This is a genomic window from Meiothermus cerbereus DSM 11376, from assembly GCF_000620065.1.
Lineage (GTDB): Bacteria > Deinococcota > Deinococci > Deinococcales > Thermaceae > Meiothermus > Meiothermus cerbereus.
The window spans coordinates 1-15,908 of sequence record NZ_JHVI01000012.1 but is presented as its reverse complement, the minus strand read 5'-3'; the positions used below and the strand labels follow the sequence as shown (position 1 = coordinate 15,908).

Sequence of the window (15,908 nt, the reverse complement as noted above, 5' to 3'; positions counted from 1 at the left end):
CTGCTTGCCTCTTCCACTGCCCATCTAGCCACCGGTGGAAGGCATTCCCCTGAGGGCAGGGGGCATCTTGACCAAACGGGCTTTTCCGGCTAATATGTAAAAGCTGTCACATGCAGCCGCCATCGCGGGGTGGAGCAGTCTGGTAGCTCGTCGGGCTCATAACCCGAAGGTCATAGGTTCAAATCCTATCCCCGCAACCAAAATCCAAGAAGCCCCCCGCTAATCGGGGGGTTTTTTACTGCACATTTTCGATACGGCCCAGGGCTTCGGCAGGGGTGCGGGCTCCGATGGCAAAAAGGGCCACCCGCAGCTCGTGCAAAAAATTCTGTATCCAGTCCACCACCGCTTCGGGGCCTTTGAGGGCGGGTTCTACCAAAGGCCGGGCCACCGCCACCACCTGTGCGCCCAGGGCCAGGGCCTTGGCGGCATCGGTACCGCTGCGGATGCCTCCCGAGGCCACCAGGGGCTTGTGGGGCAGCACGCTGCGGCATTCCACCAGGGCCTGGGCGGTGGGGATGCCGATTTCCACCAGCTCGGGGTGCAGAATGCGCCCGTGATGCACCAGTTCCTCTACCCTGGCCCAGCTTGTACCACCCGCACCGGCCACGTCCAATGCTGCGAATGGCAGGTTTGCCAGATGTTGGGCGATTTCACGCCCGATTCCGTGTCCTACTTCCTTGAGAATGACCGGGAATTCCACCTGGGGCAGCAGGCCCTGTAGCTTATGCAAGAGGCCCCTGAAGTCGGTATCCCCCCCCACCTGCAGGGCTTCTTGCAAGGGGTTGATGTGCAGGGCGAGGGCGTCGGCCTGTACCAGCTCAACGGCCTGCCTGAGCTGCTGTAGGCCATAGCCTTTGTTGAGCTGCACCAGCCCCAGGTTGCCGATGAGCAGGGTTCTGGGGGCTACCGCGCGCACCTGGAAGCTGCTTTGGGCCTGGGGGTGCTCGAGCATGACCCGCTGGCTGCCCAGCATCATGCCGACCCCAAGCTCTTCGGCGGCCTGGGCCAGGGCGTGGTTGATGCGCCCCCCGTGCGCCTCACCCCCGGTCATGGCCCCAATCAGAAAGGGTGCTTTAAGGGTTTTGCCCAGAAACTGGGTGGACAGATCGACATCCTCCAGGGCCAGCTCGGGCAGCGCCCGGTAGCGCAGGCGGTAGCGCTCGAGCCCGGTGGTGAGCCGGGTGTACTCCACGGGCTCCTGTAGGCAGACCTCCAAGTGCTTGCGCTTGCGGGTTTGAATCTCCGAGGTATCGCTCACGGCCAACCCGATTGTACAGGCCTGGGCTAGAGCGGACAGTGCCCAGCAGACACCAACGCTATAACGCCTGGAGAAAAAGTTTGGGCCCGCGATATAGTAACCCTGATGATTCTGCTGGTTTCCGAAGCGGTGGAGCCCCGGCTTTTACAGGGCTTTCCGGAAGGGGTCGAGGTGGCTTTTTTACCGAAGGAAGGGCCGTTGTCGGAGAAAGCCCTTCAGGCCGAGTTTGCGGTGGCGCCCTATGGGGGCGGGGCCCGGCGCTTTTTTGCCGAGCTGCCCAAGCTCAAGCAGCTCAAGGTGGTGCAGACCCTCACGGCGGGGGTGGACTGGATCCTGCCCCACCTGCCCCCCGGTCTGGTGCTGTGCGATGCGGCCGGCGTGCACGACATCCCGGTCTCGGAGTGGATCGTGGCGGCCATACTGGGTGCTGTGAAGCGTTTCCCCGAGTTCCGCGATGCCCAGCGGGAACAACGCTGGGACTACCGTTGGGTGGACGACCTCGAGGGCGCCACGGTGCTTTTTTTAGGCTATGGTTCCATTGCCCGGGCCACCGAGAAACGCCTGGCCCCCTTCGAAGTGGAGTTTATCCGGGTAGCCCGCACAGCCCGCGAGGGGGTACACACCTGGGCCGACCTGCCCCATTTGCTACCCAAAGCCGACGTGATTGTAAACCTGCTGCCCCACACCCAACAGACCGACAGGCTGATTGGGGCTGTTCACTTTGCCCAGATGAAGCCGGGCGTGCTGTTTGTGAACGCGGGGCGTGGCAAAACCGTAGACCAGGAGGCCCTGGTGGAGGCCATCCGGGCCAGGCAGGTGCGGTTGGTTACCGACGTCACCGACCCCGAGCCCCTGCCCGAAGGACACCCGCTGTGGTCGCTGCCGGAGGTGTTTCTGACCCCACACATTGCTGGCTCAACCCCCAGGCTTTTCGAGCGGGGCTTTCGGCTGGTGCGCCAGCAGGTGGCCCGCTACCTGCGCGGCGAGCCCCTGCAAAACGTGGTGACCGATGGTTATTGACCTGCTGCTGGCGCTGGTCTTCGCGGTGGGGGCCTGGGCCTTAGCCCTGGTGGTCTCGGTAGAGGTAAGCCTGAGCCAGGCCCAGAACCGCTTGCAAAGCCGCATCAACCTGGCCTGTACTGCGGCCACCCAGGCGGTGTATGTGCTGCTGGTGCAGACGGTGGGCTCCTGGCGCGATGCCTTGCTGGTGATTTCGGTCATGCTGCTCTTGGCCTGGTATGCCATGCTGGGCCTGAGCAAAGCCATGGGCCAGAACCCTACGGAGGCTCGAGGAAACCTGTTCCAGCGCCTGGAGCTTAAAGGACACCGGGCTTTTGCCTTTGCCGTGCTGGTTCTAATGGGCGCAGGTGCGCTGCTGGGGCTATTTGACCCCTTCCTGGCACTAACCCTGACCTTGCCCTTTGGCGTGGCCCTGTTTTGCACCCTAGGGGTTCCCCACTGGGTACGCAAAAGGGCCTAGCCGCTACTACCGCCGGGGCGGGCGTACCAAAAACAGGGCTACCGAGATGAGCAAGAAAGCGATTGCGGCCTGCAGCGGAATGGGGAAGCTGGGGATGTATTCCACGTTGCAGGGAATGGGGCCTTTGCAGACATTGGGGGCCAGGCCGGGCACCCACAGCTCCAAAAGGTGGTAACTGCTCCAAAACAGCCCTAAAAGCGACAGGGTGAGGGCATAGGGCCGGATTTGGGCGTCGTTGCGCCAGGTAGCGATGCCCAGGATGAACACCAGGGGATACATGGCGATGCGCTGGTACCAGCACAGGGTGCAGGGGATGAAGTTGCGCACCTCCGAGTAGTACAGGCTACCGAGGGTGGCGACCAGCGCTACCAGCCAGGCAAAAGCCAGCAGCAAGGCGTTGCGATCAAACGTGGAAGAAGACGATTTCTGCATTGGGCTTATTCTAAGCTGTAGCGTATGAAGCGGTTTAGGACTTGACCCGGAAATTCGGCTTCGGTTCCTGCCGGACGCAAGAAGGGCCTTGGGTCAATGCGGCCTATCAGGGCGGCTCCTACCCCGTGGCCCAGTCGTTTGGGCACCACCCCCGCCAGAAGACCGATGCCCTGGTAAACGAGAATGGCCCCCACCGCCTCGCCATACAGATAGGCCACAAAGGCCTGGCTGTCGGGGTCTTGTAGCAGCTTGCCTATCCGCTGAGAAACAGGAAAGCGCCACTGAGGAACCTGGTAGGCCTCGGTTAGGATGCGCGCGATGGACCAGGCTTCCGACCAAGGCACTTGCTCGGTCCAGAAAGCCCGGTGGCTGGGTTCAGACTGGCACAGCTCGAATGTGGCCGACGCCCGGTAGCCCGCGGCCAGTAACGCTGAGGGAAGGTCGCCCTCGAGCATGGTAAATGCCGGTGGGGCTTGGATAGCCCGAAAACGGGCCTCGAGCTCCTTTTGGGCGGCCTTGGCGTAGCCAAAGGCGGTGTTGGCAAGAAGCAGAGGAAAGTTGGGCTGGAGCAGATAGGGAATACCCGCTACCTCGCCGGAATGCTGTCGCGAGGCCAGGGGTAAATAAAGATTACAGATGGAGTAGGAAGTCGTAGTTGCCCTCTCCGGCGGTACGGTTGAGCGTAGCGATGATGAGCTTGATGTTATCGTAGGGCCCAGCCACATAAAACGGTTTGCCAGTGGGGCCACCGGTTGGGATGGGTGTGTCTATGGGGTTGGCTCCTTTGAGCAACGCCTTGGCTTTAGCGTAATCTTTGTGGGGTTCAAAACCCCAGCGCTTTGCATACAAGATGGCCTCGGAAAGCACTTTTGCGGCCAGGTCGAGCGAACAAGGAACCATGTCTTGGGTCGAAACCATCGCTTCTTTGATCTGTTCGTATTGCCAAGCCCCACGCCCATAGCCCGCGTTTTTTACTCCAAGACAGGCCAGATCTACCAAAAAAAAGCTAAAGGCGATCTCGCCTTGCGCGGATTTCCGAGCCACCAGAATTTGGCATAAAGACGTAGGGTCTTGCCAATCCTGGTTGATGAGGCACTCGAACAACGGCCAATCCGATTTGGCCAAGGTGCGTTGCCCAGGGTTAGTTTTAGCCTTATCTTGCCAACTCATGGTTCCTCTCTATTCTAACAGGGCCTCGACAAACTCGCCTGCATCAAACGGCTGAAGGTCGTCGGCTTTTTCGCCCACCCCAATAAACTTGATGGGCACGCCCAGCTCGCGCACGATGGGCACCAGAATGCCCCCTTTGGCCGTACCGTCGAGCTTGGTCACAATCACCCCGGTCAGGCCCACGGTTTCGTTGAATTTTTTGGCCTGCTCGAGGCCATTCTGCCCAGTGACGGCATCCAGCACCAGCCAGACCTCGCCCGGCTCGCCAGGGTCGGCCTTGGCGATGGAGCGCTTGACCTTGGCCAGCTCTTCCATCAGGTTGTGCTTGGTGTGCAGCCGCCCGGCAGTGTCTACCAGGAGCAGGTCGATCCCCCGGGCTTTGCGGGCCGAGGCGGCGTCGAAGGCCAGCGCGGCGGGGTCGGAGCCTTCGGGGCCCTGGATTACCGGGATGCCCAGCCGTTCACCCCACAGCCCGAGCTGAGCACCCCCCGCGGCCCGGAAGGTGTCACCCGCACAAAACATCACGCTCTTGCCCTTTGAGCGGTAGTACTGGCCCAGTTTGGCAATGGTGGTGGTTTTGCCCACCCCATTGACCCCTACCATCAGAATCACCTTGCCGACGGGCTCCACGGTGGACTTTTTGGCGCTTGGGTTGAAGCCAGCTTTGCGAATTTTGGCCCGGAAGCGATCGGGCTCGAGCTCTACCGTAAGGGCTTGTTTGAGGGCTTCACGCAGGTCTTTTTTACCCGACTGGCGCACTTCTTCCAGCACTTCCCGGGTGGCTTCGACCCCCACATCGGCAGCCAGCAGGGCAAACTCGAGCTCCTCTAGTACCTCTTCGGGGTTTTCGTTCCAGGGGATGGCTTTGACCAGGTTATCGCGGGTTTTGCTCAGGCCTTCTTTGAGGCGTTGTAGCCAGCTCATAGTCTCAGTCTACCTTTTGGGGCACGGCCCGCCGGTGTGTAAACGCCCAGTCTGCGAGCGGTTCCCACGAATACCCAGTACGCCGCAGTGCGTGCGGAGCGATTGTGGAAACGCGATGAGATGGGGTTGGGCTGTACCGGCTCTGCTATGATGTGCAGGTTGTTATGGTTGTACCGCCCACCCCCGCAAACCTCGAGCGCGCCGCCCAGATTATTCGCAGCGGCGGGCTGGTGGCCTTTCCTACCGAGACCGTTTATGGGCTGGGGGCCAACGCCTTAGACGCGACCGCTGTGGCTAAAATCTTCGAGGCCAAACAGCGCCCCAGCTTTGACCCGCTCATCGTTCACATATCCGATCGAGAGATGTTGCAGCAGGTGGTGCGAGAAGTCCCGGCGGTGGCCGAGAAGCTCATGGCGCGTTTCTGGCCTGGCCCCCTTACCCTGGTGCTGCCCAGGTTGGAAGCGGTGCCCGGCATCGTTACCGCAGGGCTACCCACAGTGGCCGTGCGGATGCCGGCTCACCCGGTGGCCCAGGCGCTAATTCGAAAGGCCGGGGTGCCGATAGCTGCGCCGAGTGCCAACCCCTTTGGCTACCTGAGCCCTACCCGGGCCGAGCATGTCGAGCGCATGCTGGGCCATCGGGTAGACCTGATTCTGGACGGGGGATCCACCCTTTTTGGGGTGGAGTCTACCATTGTGCTGCTGGCCGAAAAGCCGGTCTTGCTGCGCCATGGGGCAGTGCCGCTGGAAGAGCTGGAGCGGGTGCTGGGTACGGTGGCGCTGCAGGTGGAGGCGAGCGAAAAGCCCCTGGTTCCGGGCCAGTTGCCCCAGCACTATGCTCCCCGCACACCCATACGCATAGCTGCGCCAGAAGAGGTTCCGTCGGCCCTGCGTAAACGGGTGGGCTACCTGGCCTTCCGCGAGGTGCCCAAGGGGTTCAAGGTGGTCAAGGTGTTGTCCCCTACCGGTAATCTGCTGGAAGCTGCCGCACACCTATTTGAGGCCCTGCACCAGCTCGACCGGCTGGGCCTGGAGGCCATCTATGCTGAGCCGATACCCGAAGTGGGCCTGGGAAGGGCAATTATGGATCGGCTTCGGCGGGCTTCCGCCTGAAGCTCCGACCTGGCTTGATTCAGGCAGGACAAGGATATAATCGTTTGAGGCTAAAGATGCGAGGGCGAAATGTTTTCCTACTGATTTTAGTTGTCGCGATGGCGCTTTTTGCCTGGCGCAACTGGGCTGTCTTTAGCGAGCAGAAGACACTCTCGCTGATCTTTACCCAGGTCACCGCGCCCTTTGGCATCGTGATGCTCTCGATTATGGCGGTGCTGGTGGTGATCTATTTCATGTACACGGTAGGCCTCGAGACCGCGGCTTTGCTCGAGGTCAAGCGGTATGCCCGGGAGCTTCTGGCGGCCCGGAAGCTGGCCGATGAGGCCGAGGCCAGCCGCTTCTCGGAGCTAAAAAAGTGGCTCGAGGGCGAGCTGGCCAGCATCAAAGCCCAGAGCCCGGCGGGGCTCGAGGCCCGGCTACAGGAGATCGTCGAGCGGATTGACCGAGTAGAGCACGAGCTGCGAGAAGATATCGAGAAGGCCGGGAATACCCTGGCTGCTTATATCGGCGAGCTCGAGGACCAGCTCACCGGCCAGGACAGGCATCCGCCCCCCCCGCGTTGAGCAAATCGGCCAAACCCGCTAGACTACCTGCTTGGGGGCCGTTAGCTCAGTTGGTCAGAGCAAGCGACTCATAATCGCCAGGTCGCGGGTTCAAGTCCTGCACGGCCCACCAGTTTTCTGGCAAGCAGTAGCTTGTTGAAAGTCCTGGCTTTTTTGCCGGGACTTACGATTTGGGGGAGCCGGTGAACCGGGTAATCACCAAGGCAGGTAAAGACAAAAAAATACGCAACTTTTATCCCGGTCTGTTCGCCGATGAACTGGCCTTGGTGCCCGAACAGGCGGGGGTTGTACAGGTATTTTCGGACGAGAACATTTTTTTGGGCGTTGGCTACTACGACCCCAAAAGCCGGGTGGCGGTACGGGTTTACCGTTTTGAGGACGGCCCGCTGGATAAAAAGTTTTTTCAGCAGCGTTTCGCGCGGGCCCAGCAAAAGCGGGCTCAACTGGGAGATTTTTATCGCCTGGTGCACGCCGAGGCCGACGGGCTGCCAGGGTTGGTGGTGGATCGCTTCGCTGCTTTGCTGGTGGTGCAGGTGCGCAACCGGGCCATGGAAGCCCTACGGGAAAGCTGGCTGCCAGCCCTGATCGAAGTGATGCAGCCAGCCGGTATTTACGAGCGTTCCGATGTGGATAGCCGCCGCCAGGAGGGTCTGCCCGAGCAGGTGGGTGTTCTGTATGGTCAGGTGCCGCCGGTGCTGGAAGTGCGGGAGGACGGACTGGTTTTTCCCATTCCGCTGGCCCTGGCGCAAAAAACCGGCTACTACCTCGATCAGCGGGAAAACCGCAGGCGGCTCGAGCAGATGATTCAGCCGGGCCAGCGGGTGCTGGACGTGTACAGCTACGTGGGGGCTTTTGCCCTGCGGGCCGCGCGCAAGGGGGCCTATGCCCTGGCTGTGGATAAAGACCTGGACGCCCTGGCGGTGCTGGATCGGGCAGCTTCCTTGCAGGGTTGGCGGGTGGACATACGCCAGGGCGATGCGGTAGCAGTACTGGAAAACCTGGCCCGAAGCCAGATCACGCCCTTTCAGCATGTGTTGCTTGACCCGCCCACCCTGGTCAAAAAGCCCGACGAACTGCCGCGGGTCAAAAGGCTCCTGGTGGACTTGCTCCGACCGGCCCTGCGCCTGCTGGATCGGGAGGGGTGGCTGTGGCTATCGAGCTGTGCGTACTATCTGGGGGTGGATGCGCTGCTCGAGGTGACCCGCCGGGCCGCTGCCGATGAAGGCCGCCGGCTGCGGGTAGATGCCATCCACTACAACCCGCCCGATCACCCCTGGAGCCTGCATGTGCCGGAGTCGCTGTACCTGAAGACAGTGGTCTTTCAGGACGACCCGCTGTAGTGTGGTTGCCCAACAGAAATGCTTTATATGAACCTCGCCTGAATCGTTCTGTTAGGGACAGGCTGGGGCTTAAGGCTGTTGCTATCCGCGCTTCAGGCGGGGCCCCAGAAAAAGACCAAATCAAAGACATTTCTGGTGGGGTTTGCGTGAAACAGCGATATGCTTATAAGGTGCCGCAGCACCTGCCTATCCGCAACGATATCCACATCGAGGTAAAGGTGCTCTATGCCGAGCAGCACTCGAGGCCGGGGCAGCATGTGTTTGTCTATTTCATCACCCTGGAAAACCGGGGCCAGGAAACCGTGCAGCTCCTGCGCCGCGAGTGGTTCATCCACGATGGCAATGGCGAGGTAGGACACGTGGAGGGCGAGGGGGTGGTGGGCGAAAAACCCATCCTCGAGCCCGGACAGGCCTACCAGTACAACAGCTTTTGCCCCATTGCCCACCCACCCGGCTCGATGCAGGGTTTTTATACCTTCCAAAACATGCTGGGCGAGCTGTTTCGCGTCGAAATTCCGGCTTTTGCCCTGCGCCTGCCAGAAGCCGGTTCCCGCACCCTGAACTAGACCAGCGTGGTTTCGGATGCGCTGGCATCCTCCGTGAGGCGCAGGAAAAACTCCTCCAGATCGGCAGAGCCGTGTTGATGCAGGAGTTCTCTGGGGGAGCCCAGGGCCAGCAGGCGGCCCCGATGCACCAGCGCGACGCGGTCGGCGACCTGCTCGGCCAGGTGGAGCTGGTGGGTGGCGTAGAGCACCGCCCGCCCATCTTTGGAATACTCGCGCAGCAGGTCTTTGACCAGCCGGGTGGCGTGGGGGTCGAGCCCCACCATCGGCTCGTCCAGGATGAGGGCCTGGGGGGTATGCAGGAGGCTCATGGCCAGCGATAGTTTTTGCCGCATACCGTGCGAGTAGGTTTCAATGAGGGAAGAGGCGAAGCGCTCGAGGCGAAACTGCACCAGCAGCTCCTCGATACGGGCTTCGGCCCTAGCCTTAGGCAGCCGGTACACCCCAGCGGCAAAGCGCAGAAGCTCGAGGCCCGATAGTTTGCCATACAGGTAGGGCCGGTCGGGCACGTAACCAAACTGGGCCTTGGCCCGCACAGGCTCTTTCCACACATCCACCCCGCCCACCAGTGCCCGCCCCCGGCTGGGCCGCAGCAACCCCACCAGGGCCTTGATGGCGGTGCTTTTGCCTGCCCCGTTGGGCCCCAAGAGGGCCAGGGTTTCGCCAGGGCGTACCTCGAGGTTCAAGCCGTCCAGGGCTACAAACTGCCCGTAGCGCTTGCTGAGGTCTTCCAGACAGATCATCGCCACCACTAAAGCCTAAGGCCAAAGGCCCAAAACAACGGTGAAAAAGCCGACTTTGAGCCTCTGGACTGGGGGCTTTTACTTGAGTTCTTCCAACGCCCGACGCAGGATGGCGTCTTTGTTCAGGTCTACCTCGGCCTGGCCGCGTTCGGCAGGCAGGTTCACTGCTGGGCGGGGCTGGCTAAAGCTGAACTTGCCCCGCTCATCGGCCTTGGTGGTGAAGGTCTGGCCGCCGATGGTGATGGTCACGGTCTCCCCAGGCTTGGCCCCGGTGCCCTCGAAGGCCACCGGAACTTCGAAGCGGGTGTCCTTAACCTCGATGTCGGGCTTGATGCCCTGCTTGTTGATGCCGCGGCGCTTGGGGGTGAGCCACTCGAAGGTGACCAGGGTCAGGTCGCCCCCGTTGGGAAGGTCGATGACGTTCTGCCCCACACCTTTGCCAAACGAGGTTTCGCCGATGACTTTGGCCCGCCCAGTGTCCTGCATGGCCCCCGCCACAATCTCCGAGGCCGAGGCCGAGTTGCCGTTAATCAGCACCACCATGGGGCCACTCCAGGTGACCTGGCCGTTGGCCTCACAGTAGAGCCGGGTCTCGCTGCGCGTGCGGACGTATACGATGGGGCCCTCGCGGATGAAAGCCCGCGCCACCTGGCAGCCCTGATCCAGCAGGCCGCCGCCGTTGTCGCGCAGGTCGAAGACCAGCTTTTGCACACCCCGTTGCTTCATCTCGTTCAGGGCGGCATTCAGTTGCTCAATTACCCGCACGTTGCCGAACGTTTCCAGCGCCACATAGCCCACATTGCCCGGCAGGATGGTTTTGGAAACCGAGATAATTTCTACCCGCTGCCGGATCATCTCGAAACGCAGGATGGCGTTGCTGCCTTCGCGGCGAACGCCAACGGTTACCTTGGTGTTCTGGGGGCCCCGAATCTGGGCCACAATTTCGTTCAGGTCGAGCTTGGTGACGTCCTGGCCGTTGACCTCGACGATGATGTCCCCAGCCCGTATGCCAGCGTTGAAGGCCGGTAGACCCCGGATCACCCCCTGAACCCGTGCGCCACCACCGTTCTCGTTGGGGGCCAGGGTAGCGCCAATGCCGAAGAATTCTCCCTGCACGTCCTGGTTGCGCAGGCTAGCCCGCTGGGGCGGCGAATAACTGGTAAATTCGTCGTCCAAAGCGCCCAGCATACCCCTAATGCCGCCCTCGAGCACGCGGTTGAGCTTTTCGGGCTCGAGGCGCGTCAGGTACTGACTTTGCAGGAGTTGATAGGTTTGGATCAGGGCTTGTCCGTAGGGGTTGCGGCTAAAGGCCTCGGCGGCCCCGCCGGATAGCTGGGCATAAACCAGGGCGGCCAGAATGCCACCCACCACAATTAACCAGGCTCTGCGCTTCATGGTTTCGTTCACCTAAGTCCACAGTGTAGCGGCAATGGATGAGAGCGGAGTGTTCACCCGCAGACAATACTGAAGGCCCCGACGTTGAACCTGTACCAAGACCCGCTACCCAGCGGGCCTTGGCCTGCTCGGCTACAGCCAGGGGTGCATTGTTGTACCCTGGGTACTGATGATTCACTTTCACCGGGTGACGCTCGAGTACCCCCGTACCCAGACCAAGGCCCTGTTCGACCTTAGCCTGGAGATAAAAAAAGGTGAGTTTGTTTTTCTGGTTGGGCATTCGGGTGCGGGTAAGTCAAGCCTACTTAACCTGATTTTGAAGCGCCTCGAGCCCAGTTCGGGGGCGGTCTATTTCGCCGGGGAAAACCTCAAGGCCCTCCACGGTGACCGCATTGCCCTGCACCGCCGCCGCATCGGAGTGGTTTTTCAGGATCACCGGTTGCTAAGGGATCGAACCGTTGAAGAGAACCTGCTTTTTGCCCTGCATGTGCTGGGGGTGCCCAAAACCGAGTGGGATGCCCGGACGACCCGCGTGCTGCGCCAGGTGGGGATTGTCCACAAGAAGCGGGCCTATCCTGAAGAACTCTCGGTGGGTGAGGCCCAGCGGGTCGCCATTGCCCGGGCCCTGGTGGGTGACCCGCAGGTCTTGCTGGCCGACGAACCCACCGGCAACCTCGACCCGGCCAATGCCCTGGCGGTGCTGGAAATTTTCAAGTCGGTGCACGCTCGAGGGGCTACCGTCTTGATGGCCACCCACTCCCGCGACCTGGTGGAAGCCTATCCCCAGCGGGTGGTGGTGCTCAAGGCCGGACAACTGGTGCGCGACGAGCGAGAGGGGAAGTACAGCCTGGTGTGATACCAGATTCGGTTAGTTCGTCACCGAACGGTGTCGAACTAACCCGACCGAAGGGATACGCTTTCTTCGCCGAGCGCAGCGAGGGGTGTGCTCTAGGATTCAAAAAGATAGCCTCTTAGCGCTTTTTATTTGAAGATTATCTTTTTGAATCCGGTATGAGTGCCCTGAGGAATACCCGGTACAGCGCAATTGTTGAACCGCGATGCACCAGGTGGATTTGGACAAATATCCCGCATCAGGTGGTGGTAGTATTTAGGTACCAGGCTATAGGGGTATTTTGAAAGCCCAAACAGCGTTTCGGGAAACCCAAATTTAGAGGTTTCCGAGCCGCCTCCACCCCGAAATCCAGCCTGGAAAGCCAAACTCGGAGTACGATCGGAGGGCGAGTATGAACGTCTATAAGCTGGTTGGTCGTCAAATTGAGATTACTGAGGCCCTCAAGAACTATCTGGATAAGAAGATGGTTCGCCTGGATCGCTTTTTCGACAACGCCGAGGCCAAAGTGGTGCTCTCGATGGCCCAGGGCGCGCGGGTTGAGCGTAAGGCTAAGGCCGAGATTCAGGTCAATGTGCCGGGGGGCATTGTGCGGGTTGAGGAGTCCGACTCCGATATGTACGCGGCCATCGACCGCGCAATTGACCGCCTGGAGTACCAGCTCAAACGCTACAAGGAGCGCCACTTCCAGCGGGAACGTCAGGCAGTTCCAGAGCCGGTGCTGGCGGGGGGTGGCTTTGCCGAAGCCGAAGAAGATAATGAGCCGCGCATTGTCCGAACCAAGCGCTTTAACATGAAGCCCATGACCCCAGAAGATGCAGCCTTCGAGATGGAGGCCCTGGGTCACGATTTCTTCGTGTTCCGCAACTCCGACACCGAGCAGATTAACGTGATTTATCGCCGCCGCGATGGCAACTACGGCCTCATCGAGCCTAGCGCATAGGCATACAAGCCCCTCCCTGGCAGATGGCGCTGGGAGGGGCAGGCTGCTTCTGTGCTTACCAGAGCAAATTTGCCGCGTCGTAAGCGGGATGCCCTGCCGGTGCGGCTAGAATGTAGCCAGACATGCGCGTTCTGGTTACATCGCTCAAAGGCGGGGTGGGCAAGACCACCACGGCGGTGCACCTGGCAGCGTTTTTGCAGCTTCGCGCACCCACTTTGCTGATAGATGCCGATCCTGCTGAGGGCGCGCTGGTATGGGCGCGGCAAGGCGCAGGGCTGCCCTTTGAAGTGGTGGGCCCCGAGGAGGCCCGGCCCAGGCGGTTTGAGCACGTGGTGATTGATACAGCCGGGCACCCCAGGGGCAAGACCCTACGCGAGTACGCGAACAAGGCCGATCTGGTGGTAGTTCCCACTTCGCCGGGGGTGCTCTCGCTGACCAGCTTGCAGCAGTTTGTACAGGCGCTCGAGGGCCTGCCGTTTAAGGCCCTGGTGACCCTGGTTCCACCCTTTCCCTCGCTGGATGGAGTGCGCACGCTTGCCCATCTGAAGGCCCGGAAAATACCGCATTTCAAACATACCATCCATCGCTTGGCTGCCTACGAGAAGGCGGTGCTGGCTGGAACCCTGGTGCAAAATGCCCCAGATCCGCGGGCTGCACGGGCCTGGGAGGAGTATGTGCTGGTGGGGCGGGAAATGCTGAAATGAACCCCACTTGAACAGCACTTGCTAAGGTCATTTTCTCTGAAGCCGCTCTAATCTGTAGCCTGCACTACCCCTGCAATTCGCTCGAGCGCCTCCTGCAGCAGCTTGCGGCTGGTGGCGAAGTTTAAACGCAGCCAGCCCTGGTACTGCGGCCCAAACATCCGGCCCTCGTTGAGGCCCACCTTGGCCCGCTCGAGCATGACCTTATGGATTTCCTGGGCAAAAGGGGTACCCCTGAAATCGAGCCAGGCCAGGTAGGTGCCTTGAGGGGGTCGGTAGCCGACCTGGGGCAGGTGTTGCTGCATAAACGCCGTGATGAAGTCGCGGTTGCCTTTCAGGTAGGCCCGCACTTCTTCCAGCCAGTCCTGGGCGTGCTCGAGCGCGGCCCGCCAGGCCGCCATCGAGAGTACGTTGGGGTGGCCGCCCAGCCCCTTGCTGACCTGGGCCATGGCCGCCAGTATCTGCGGGTTGTGGCTGATGGCCACGCCGCCGCCCAGCCCGGCGGTGTTGTAGGTTTTGCAAGGCCCGGTCAGGGTAACGGTGCGCTGGGCTATTTCGGGGCCCAGGGAGGCGATGGGAATGTGCCGCCCTTCGTAAATGAGGTCGGCCCAGAGCTCATCCGACATCACCCACAGGCGGTGGGAGAGGGCAAACTCGGCCAGCTTTTCTAGCTCGTCGCGCCGGAAGACCCGCCCGGTGGGGTTCTGGGGGTTGCACAGCATCAGCAGGCGGGTGCGGGGTGTGACCAGGCGCTTTAGCTGCTCAAAATCGATCTCCCAGCCGCTGGGGGTGGGCAGCAAAGGGTTGTGTCGGGCAATCCGGTGGTGCTCAGTCAGCACGTTCAGAAAGGGATGATAAACCGGAACCTGGGTAATCACCTCGTCGCCGGGGCTGCTCAGGGCCAGCACGCTGGCATAGATGGCCGGTACGACCGAAGTGGTGAGCAGCAGGTTTTCGGGGGTAAGGCCTTCCAGGCCGTGCCGGCTTTGTTGTTGAACAATAAGCTCTAAAAGCTGCCTGTCGCCCTTCATCTGAGGATAGCCCACCCGCTCTTTGAGCCGCTCCACGATGGCCTGGGTGATGGCCGGACTGATGGGAAAGTCCATATCGGCTACCCACATTGGCAGCACGTCCTCGGGGTAAAAGTGCCACTTGCCGCTGTAGCCGTGGGGGTCGCGCAGGGTGTGGGGCGATAGCTGGTCGAGTTGCATGGCTATAGCTTATCGCCAAGGGGCAGCTAGGAGTTGAGTGTGGTGTGGGCCGGGATGATCACATCTTCGAGCTGCTCTTCCAGTACGACCTGGTTGCGTCCGCCGGCTTTGGCCCGGTACATGGCCTCGTCAGCGCGGCTCAGCAGGGCCGCCACGGTGTCACCCTGGCGGTAGCAGGCCACCCCAAGGCTGAGCGTGACCGGTACCCCCGATATGGGGCTTTCGCCGATGGCCTCGAGCAGGCGCCGGGCCAGGAGATGGGCCTGGTGCAGGTCGGTCTCGGGGGCCAGGATTAGGAATTCTTCACCGCCCCAGCGGGCCAGGCTATCGCTATCGCGCAGGTGCTGGGCCAGCCTTCCAGCAACTTCGCGCAAAACCTGATCCCCCACCGAGTGGCCGTAGGTGTCGTTGACTTTCTTGAAATGGTCGATGTCGGCCAGAACAAGCGCAAACGGGCGGTTGTAGCGGCGGGCCCGCTCGAGCTCGCCCTCCAGCTTTTGCTGCATGCCCCGCCGGTTGATCAGGTTGGTAAGCGCATCGGTATGGGCCATCTGATGCATCTGGGCGTAGTGGCGGCGCAGAAAGGCAAACATGTACAGCAAAGCCAGGTAAGCAATGTTGGAAAGGGTAAATTGCACAGCAGTATTGATGGAGGTAGCGTTGAGGGAGGGGCTTGCGAGCAGGCCAATGCCGCCTGCCAGCAAGCCCAACCCCAGATAGGTCAGGGAAAACCGCAGGGCCTGCCTTCGGTTGACTCAAAACTTGCACCTCTTGCATAGCCTGCATAAACCTGCTTTTCCTCTCACTTCATCCGGCGGTGGGTGCCAGAGGCCTAGGGCATGAAGTTCCCCCAGTGCCGCCTGAGCTACAAGTCCGGGCAAGAGAAGGCGCAGGGACTCCCTGGCCGCCTCCCGCCAGGTCAGCCCCTCTCCCTCCTGCTCCATCCGCACCCAGTGCGCCAGCAGGTAGGCGAGAAAGCAAAGCACCAGGAAGCGATGCACCCCTAAGGGGGTTCTCTGGCCGAATTGCCCCAAAGAAAACTCGCTTTTCATGGCCTTGAAGAAATGCTCGATGCTGAACCTCCGCCTGCCCCACAGGAGCACCGTCCTTCCGCTGGCGGGAAAGGTGGCCACCACATACCGCCATTCCCATTTCCCCTTGGGCAGAGGGTAGCGGTACCAACTGACCCAGACCGGAAAGGCCAGACCCCGTAGGTAAACCTT

The 15,908-nt window shown here is 61.2% G+C and carries 19 protein-coding genes and 2 tRNA genes; 11 read left to right on the top strand and 10 right to left on the bottom strand.

All coding sequences use genetic code 11. The features are described 5' to 3' along the window. Positions 1 to 123 precede the first annotated feature (123 nt). Positions 124 to 200: transfer RNA gene (locus Q355_RS0105270), tRNA-Met, on the top strand. A gap of 35 nt (positions 201 to 235) precedes the next feature. On the opposite strand, the gene fni is transcribed toward Q355_RS0105270, so the two are convergent. Further along, entirely contained in the window at positions 236 to 1,258 is a 1,023-nt protein-coding gene (gene fni / locus Q355_RS0105265; RefSeq protein WP_027876832.1) for a type 2 isopentenyl-diphosphate Delta-isomerase, read from the bottom strand. Positions 1,259 to 1,363: 105 nt separating this feature from the next. On the opposite strand from fni, the gene Q355_RS0105260 reads away from it, so the two are divergent. Continuing rightward, a complete protein-coding gene (locus tag Q355_RS0105260) occupies positions 1,364 to 2,278 on the top strand; it encodes a 2-hydroxyacid dehydrogenase (protein WP_027876831.1) in 915 nt (304 codons plus the stop codon). After that, a complete protein-coding gene (locus Q355_RS0105255; protein WP_027876830.1) occupies positions 2,268 to 2,738 on the top strand; it encodes a hypothetical protein in 471 nt (156 codons plus the stop codon). Before Q355_RS0105260 ends, Q355_RS0105255 begins: the two co-directional genes overlap by 11 nt. Before the next feature lie 6 nt (positions 2,739 to 2,744). Here the strand turns inward: Q355_RS0105255 and Q355_RS0105250 are convergent, their stop codons facing one another. From Q355_RS0105250 to ftsY, 4 genes are all read right to left on the bottom strand, one after another. Next, positions 2,745 to 3,170 (bottom strand): disulfide bond formation protein B, encoded by a 426-nt coding sequence (locus tag Q355_RS0105250; protein ID WP_027876829.1) that lies wholly within the window; start codon positions 3,168 to 3,170, stop codon positions 2,745 to 2,747. A 5-nt stretch (positions 3,171 to 3,175) separates the two neighbouring features. Next, positions 3,176 to 3,625 carry a GNAT family N-acetyltransferase gene (locus Q355_RS0105245; RefSeq protein ID WP_245597499.1) on the bottom strand — a complete coding sequence of 150 codons (450 nt, stop codon included), beginning with the start codon at positions 3,623 to 3,625 and terminating at the stop codon, positions 3,176 to 3,178. 175 nt (positions 3,626 to 3,800) lie between these two features. After that, positions 3,801 to 4,340, bottom strand: a complete 540-nt coding sequence (locus Q355_RS0105240) for a hypothetical protein (protein WP_156941878.1) — start codon at positions 4,338 to 4,340, stop codon at positions 3,801 to 3,803. Positions 4,341 to 4,349: 9 nt separating this feature from the next. Then, positions 4,350 to 5,264 (bottom strand): signal recognition particle-docking protein FtsY, encoded by a 915-nt coding sequence (gene ftsY / locus Q355_RS0105235; RefSeq protein ID WP_027876826.1) that lies wholly within the window; start codon positions 5,262 to 5,264, stop codon positions 4,350 to 4,352. A 164-nt stretch (positions 5,265 to 5,428) separates the two neighbouring features. Between ftsY and Q355_RS0105230 the strand changes: the two genes are divergently transcribed. The 5 genes from Q355_RS0105230 (at position 5,429) to apaG (ending at position 8,845) form a co-directional block, all read left to right on the top strand. Further along, positions 5,429 to 6,376 (top strand): L-threonylcarbamoyladenylate synthase, encoded by a 948-nt coding sequence (locus Q355_RS0105230; protein ID WP_027876825.1) that lies wholly within the window; start codon positions 5,429 to 5,431, stop codon positions 6,374 to 6,376. A 56-nt stretch (positions 6,377 to 6,432) separates the two neighbouring features. Beyond that, positions 6,433 to 6,939, top strand: coding sequence for a hypothetical protein (locus Q355_RS0105225; protein ID WP_027876824.1), 507 nt, complete (start codon positions 6,433 to 6,435; stop codon positions 6,937 to 6,939). Positions 6,940 to 6,974: 35 nt separating this feature from the next. Continuing rightward, positions 6,975 to 7,051, top strand: a tRNA-Ile gene (locus tag Q355_RS0105220). A gap of 70 nt (positions 7,052 to 7,121) precedes the next feature. Beyond that, positions 7,122 to 8,279, top strand: a complete 1,158-nt coding sequence (locus tag Q355_RS0105215; RefSeq protein WP_027876823.1) for a class I SAM-dependent rRNA methyltransferase — start codon at positions 7,122 to 7,124, stop codon at positions 8,277 to 8,279. Between the two features lie 146 nt (positions 8,280 to 8,425). Next, positions 8,426 to 8,845 (top strand): Co2+/Mg2+ efflux protein ApaG, encoded by a 420-nt coding sequence (gene apaG / locus Q355_RS0105210; protein WP_245597498.1) that lies wholly within the window; start codon positions 8,426 to 8,428, stop codon positions 8,843 to 8,845. On the opposite strand, the gene Q355_RS0105205 is transcribed toward apaG, so the two are convergent. Beyond that, the gene (locus Q355_RS0105205; RefSeq protein ID WP_027876821.1) at positions 8,842 to 9,585 is read right to left on the bottom strand and encodes an ABC transporter ATP-binding protein; all 744 of its coding nucleotides are present in this window, start codon (positions 9,583 to 9,585) and stop codon (positions 8,842 to 8,844) included. The genes apaG and Q355_RS0105205 overlap by 4 nt on opposite strands. A 78-nt stretch (positions 9,586 to 9,663) precedes the next feature. Next, positions 9,664 to 10,980, bottom strand: a complete 1,317-nt coding sequence (locus tag Q355_RS0105200) for a S41 family peptidase (RefSeq protein WP_027876820.1) — start codon at positions 10,978 to 10,980, stop codon at positions 9,664 to 9,666. 169 nt (positions 10,981 to 11,149) lie between these two features. On the opposite strand from Q355_RS0105200, the gene ftsE reads away from it, so the two are divergent. From ftsE to Q355_RS0105185, 3 genes are all read left to right on the top strand, one after another. Then, entirely contained in the window at positions 11,150 to 11,836 is a 687-nt protein-coding gene (ftsE, locus tag Q355_RS0105195; protein WP_027876819.1) for a cell division ATP-binding protein FtsE, read from the top strand. 388 nt (positions 11,837 to 12,224) lie between these two features. After that, complete coding sequence (gene hpf / locus Q355_RS0105190) at positions 12,225 to 12,773, top strand: ribosome hibernation-promoting factor, HPF/YfiA family (RefSeq protein WP_027876818.1); 549 nt, start codon at positions 12,225 to 12,227, stop codon at positions 12,771 to 12,773. Positions 12,774 to 12,895: 122 nt separating this feature from the next. After that, on the top strand, positions 12,896 to 13,477 hold the full coding sequence (locus Q355_RS0105185) for an AAA family ATPase (protein ID WP_027876817.1): 582 nt from the start codon (positions 12,896 to 12,898) through the stop codon (positions 13,475 to 13,477). Between the two features lie 47 nt (positions 13,478 to 13,524). Here Q355_RS0105185 and Q355_RS0105180 read toward each other — a convergent pair whose 3' ends face one another. The 3 genes from Q355_RS0105180 to Q355_RS0105170 all read right to left on the bottom strand — a co-directional run. Next, positions 13,525 to 14,685: a MalY/PatB family protein gene (locus Q355_RS0105180; RefSeq protein ID WP_027876816.1), complete on the bottom strand. Its 1,161-nt coding sequence runs from the start codon at positions 14,683 to 14,685 to the stop codon at positions 13,525 to 13,527. Between the two features lie 26 nt (positions 14,686 to 14,711). Next, complete coding sequence (locus Q355_RS15410; protein WP_245597497.1) at positions 14,712 to 15,323, bottom strand: GGDEF domain-containing protein; 612 nt, start codon at positions 15,321 to 15,323, stop codon at positions 14,712 to 14,714. 117 nt (positions 15,324 to 15,440) lie between these two features. Further along, on the bottom strand, positions 15,441 to 15,908 hold a 468-nt coding region (locus tag Q355_RS0105170; RefSeq protein WP_027876815.1), incomplete at its 5' end, for a transposase.

Bases quoted from the DNA above. Each gene is read 5' to 3' on its own strand.
- Q355_RS0105260 (WP_027876831.1), top strand. From the start codon at position 1,364: ATGATTCTGCTGGTTTCCGAAGCGGTGGAGCCCCGGCTTTTACAGGGC.
- Q355_RS0105255 (WP_027876830.1), top strand. From the start codon at position 2,268: ATGGTTATTGACCTGCTGCTGGCGCTGGTCTTCGCGGTGGGGGCCTGG.
- Q355_RS0105250 (WP_027876829.1), bottom strand. From the start codon at position 3,170: ATGCAGAAATCGTCTTCTTCCACGTTTGATCGCAACGCCTTGCTGCTG.
- Q355_RS0105245 (WP_245597499.1), bottom strand. From the start codon at position 3,625: ATGCTCGAGGGCGACCTTCCCTCAGCGTTACTGGCCGCGGGCTACCGG.
- Q355_RS0105240 (WP_156941878.1), bottom strand. From the start codon at position 4,340: ATGAGTTGGCAAGATAAGGCTAAAACTAACCCTGGGCAACGCACCTTG.
- ftsY (WP_027876826.1), bottom strand. From the start codon at position 5,264: ATGAGCTGGCTACAACGCCTCAAAGAAGGCCTGAGCAAAACCCGCGAT.
- Q355_RS0105230 (WP_027876825.1), top strand. From the start codon at position 5,429: ATGGTTGTACCGCCCACCCCCGCAAACCTCGAGCGCGCCGCCCAGATT.
- Q355_RS0105225 (WP_027876824.1), top strand. From the start codon at position 6,433: ATGCGAGGGCGAAATGTTTTCCTACTGATTTTAGTTGTCGCGATGGCG.
- Q355_RS0105205 (WP_027876821.1), bottom strand. From the start codon at position 9,585: ATGATCTGTCTGGAAGACCTCAGCAAGCGCTACGGGCAGTTTGTAGCC.
- Q355_RS0105200 (WP_027876820.1), bottom strand. From the start codon at position 10,980: ATGAAGCGCAGAGCCTGGTTAATTGTGGTGGGTGGCATTCTGGCCGCC.
- ftsE (WP_027876819.1), top strand. From the start codon at position 11,150: ATGATTCACTTTCACCGGGTGACGCTCGAGTACCCCCGTACCCAGACC.
- hpf (WP_027876818.1), top strand. From the start codon at position 12,225: ATGAACGTCTATAAGCTGGTTGGTCGTCAAATTGAGATTACTGAGGCC.
- Q355_RS0105185 (WP_027876817.1), top strand. From the start codon at position 12,896: ATGCGCGTTCTGGTTACATCGCTCAAAGGCGGGGTGGGCAAGACCACC.
- Q355_RS0105180 (WP_027876816.1), bottom strand. From the start codon at position 14,685: ATGCAACTCGACCAGCTATCGCCCCACACCCTGCGCGACCCCCACGGC.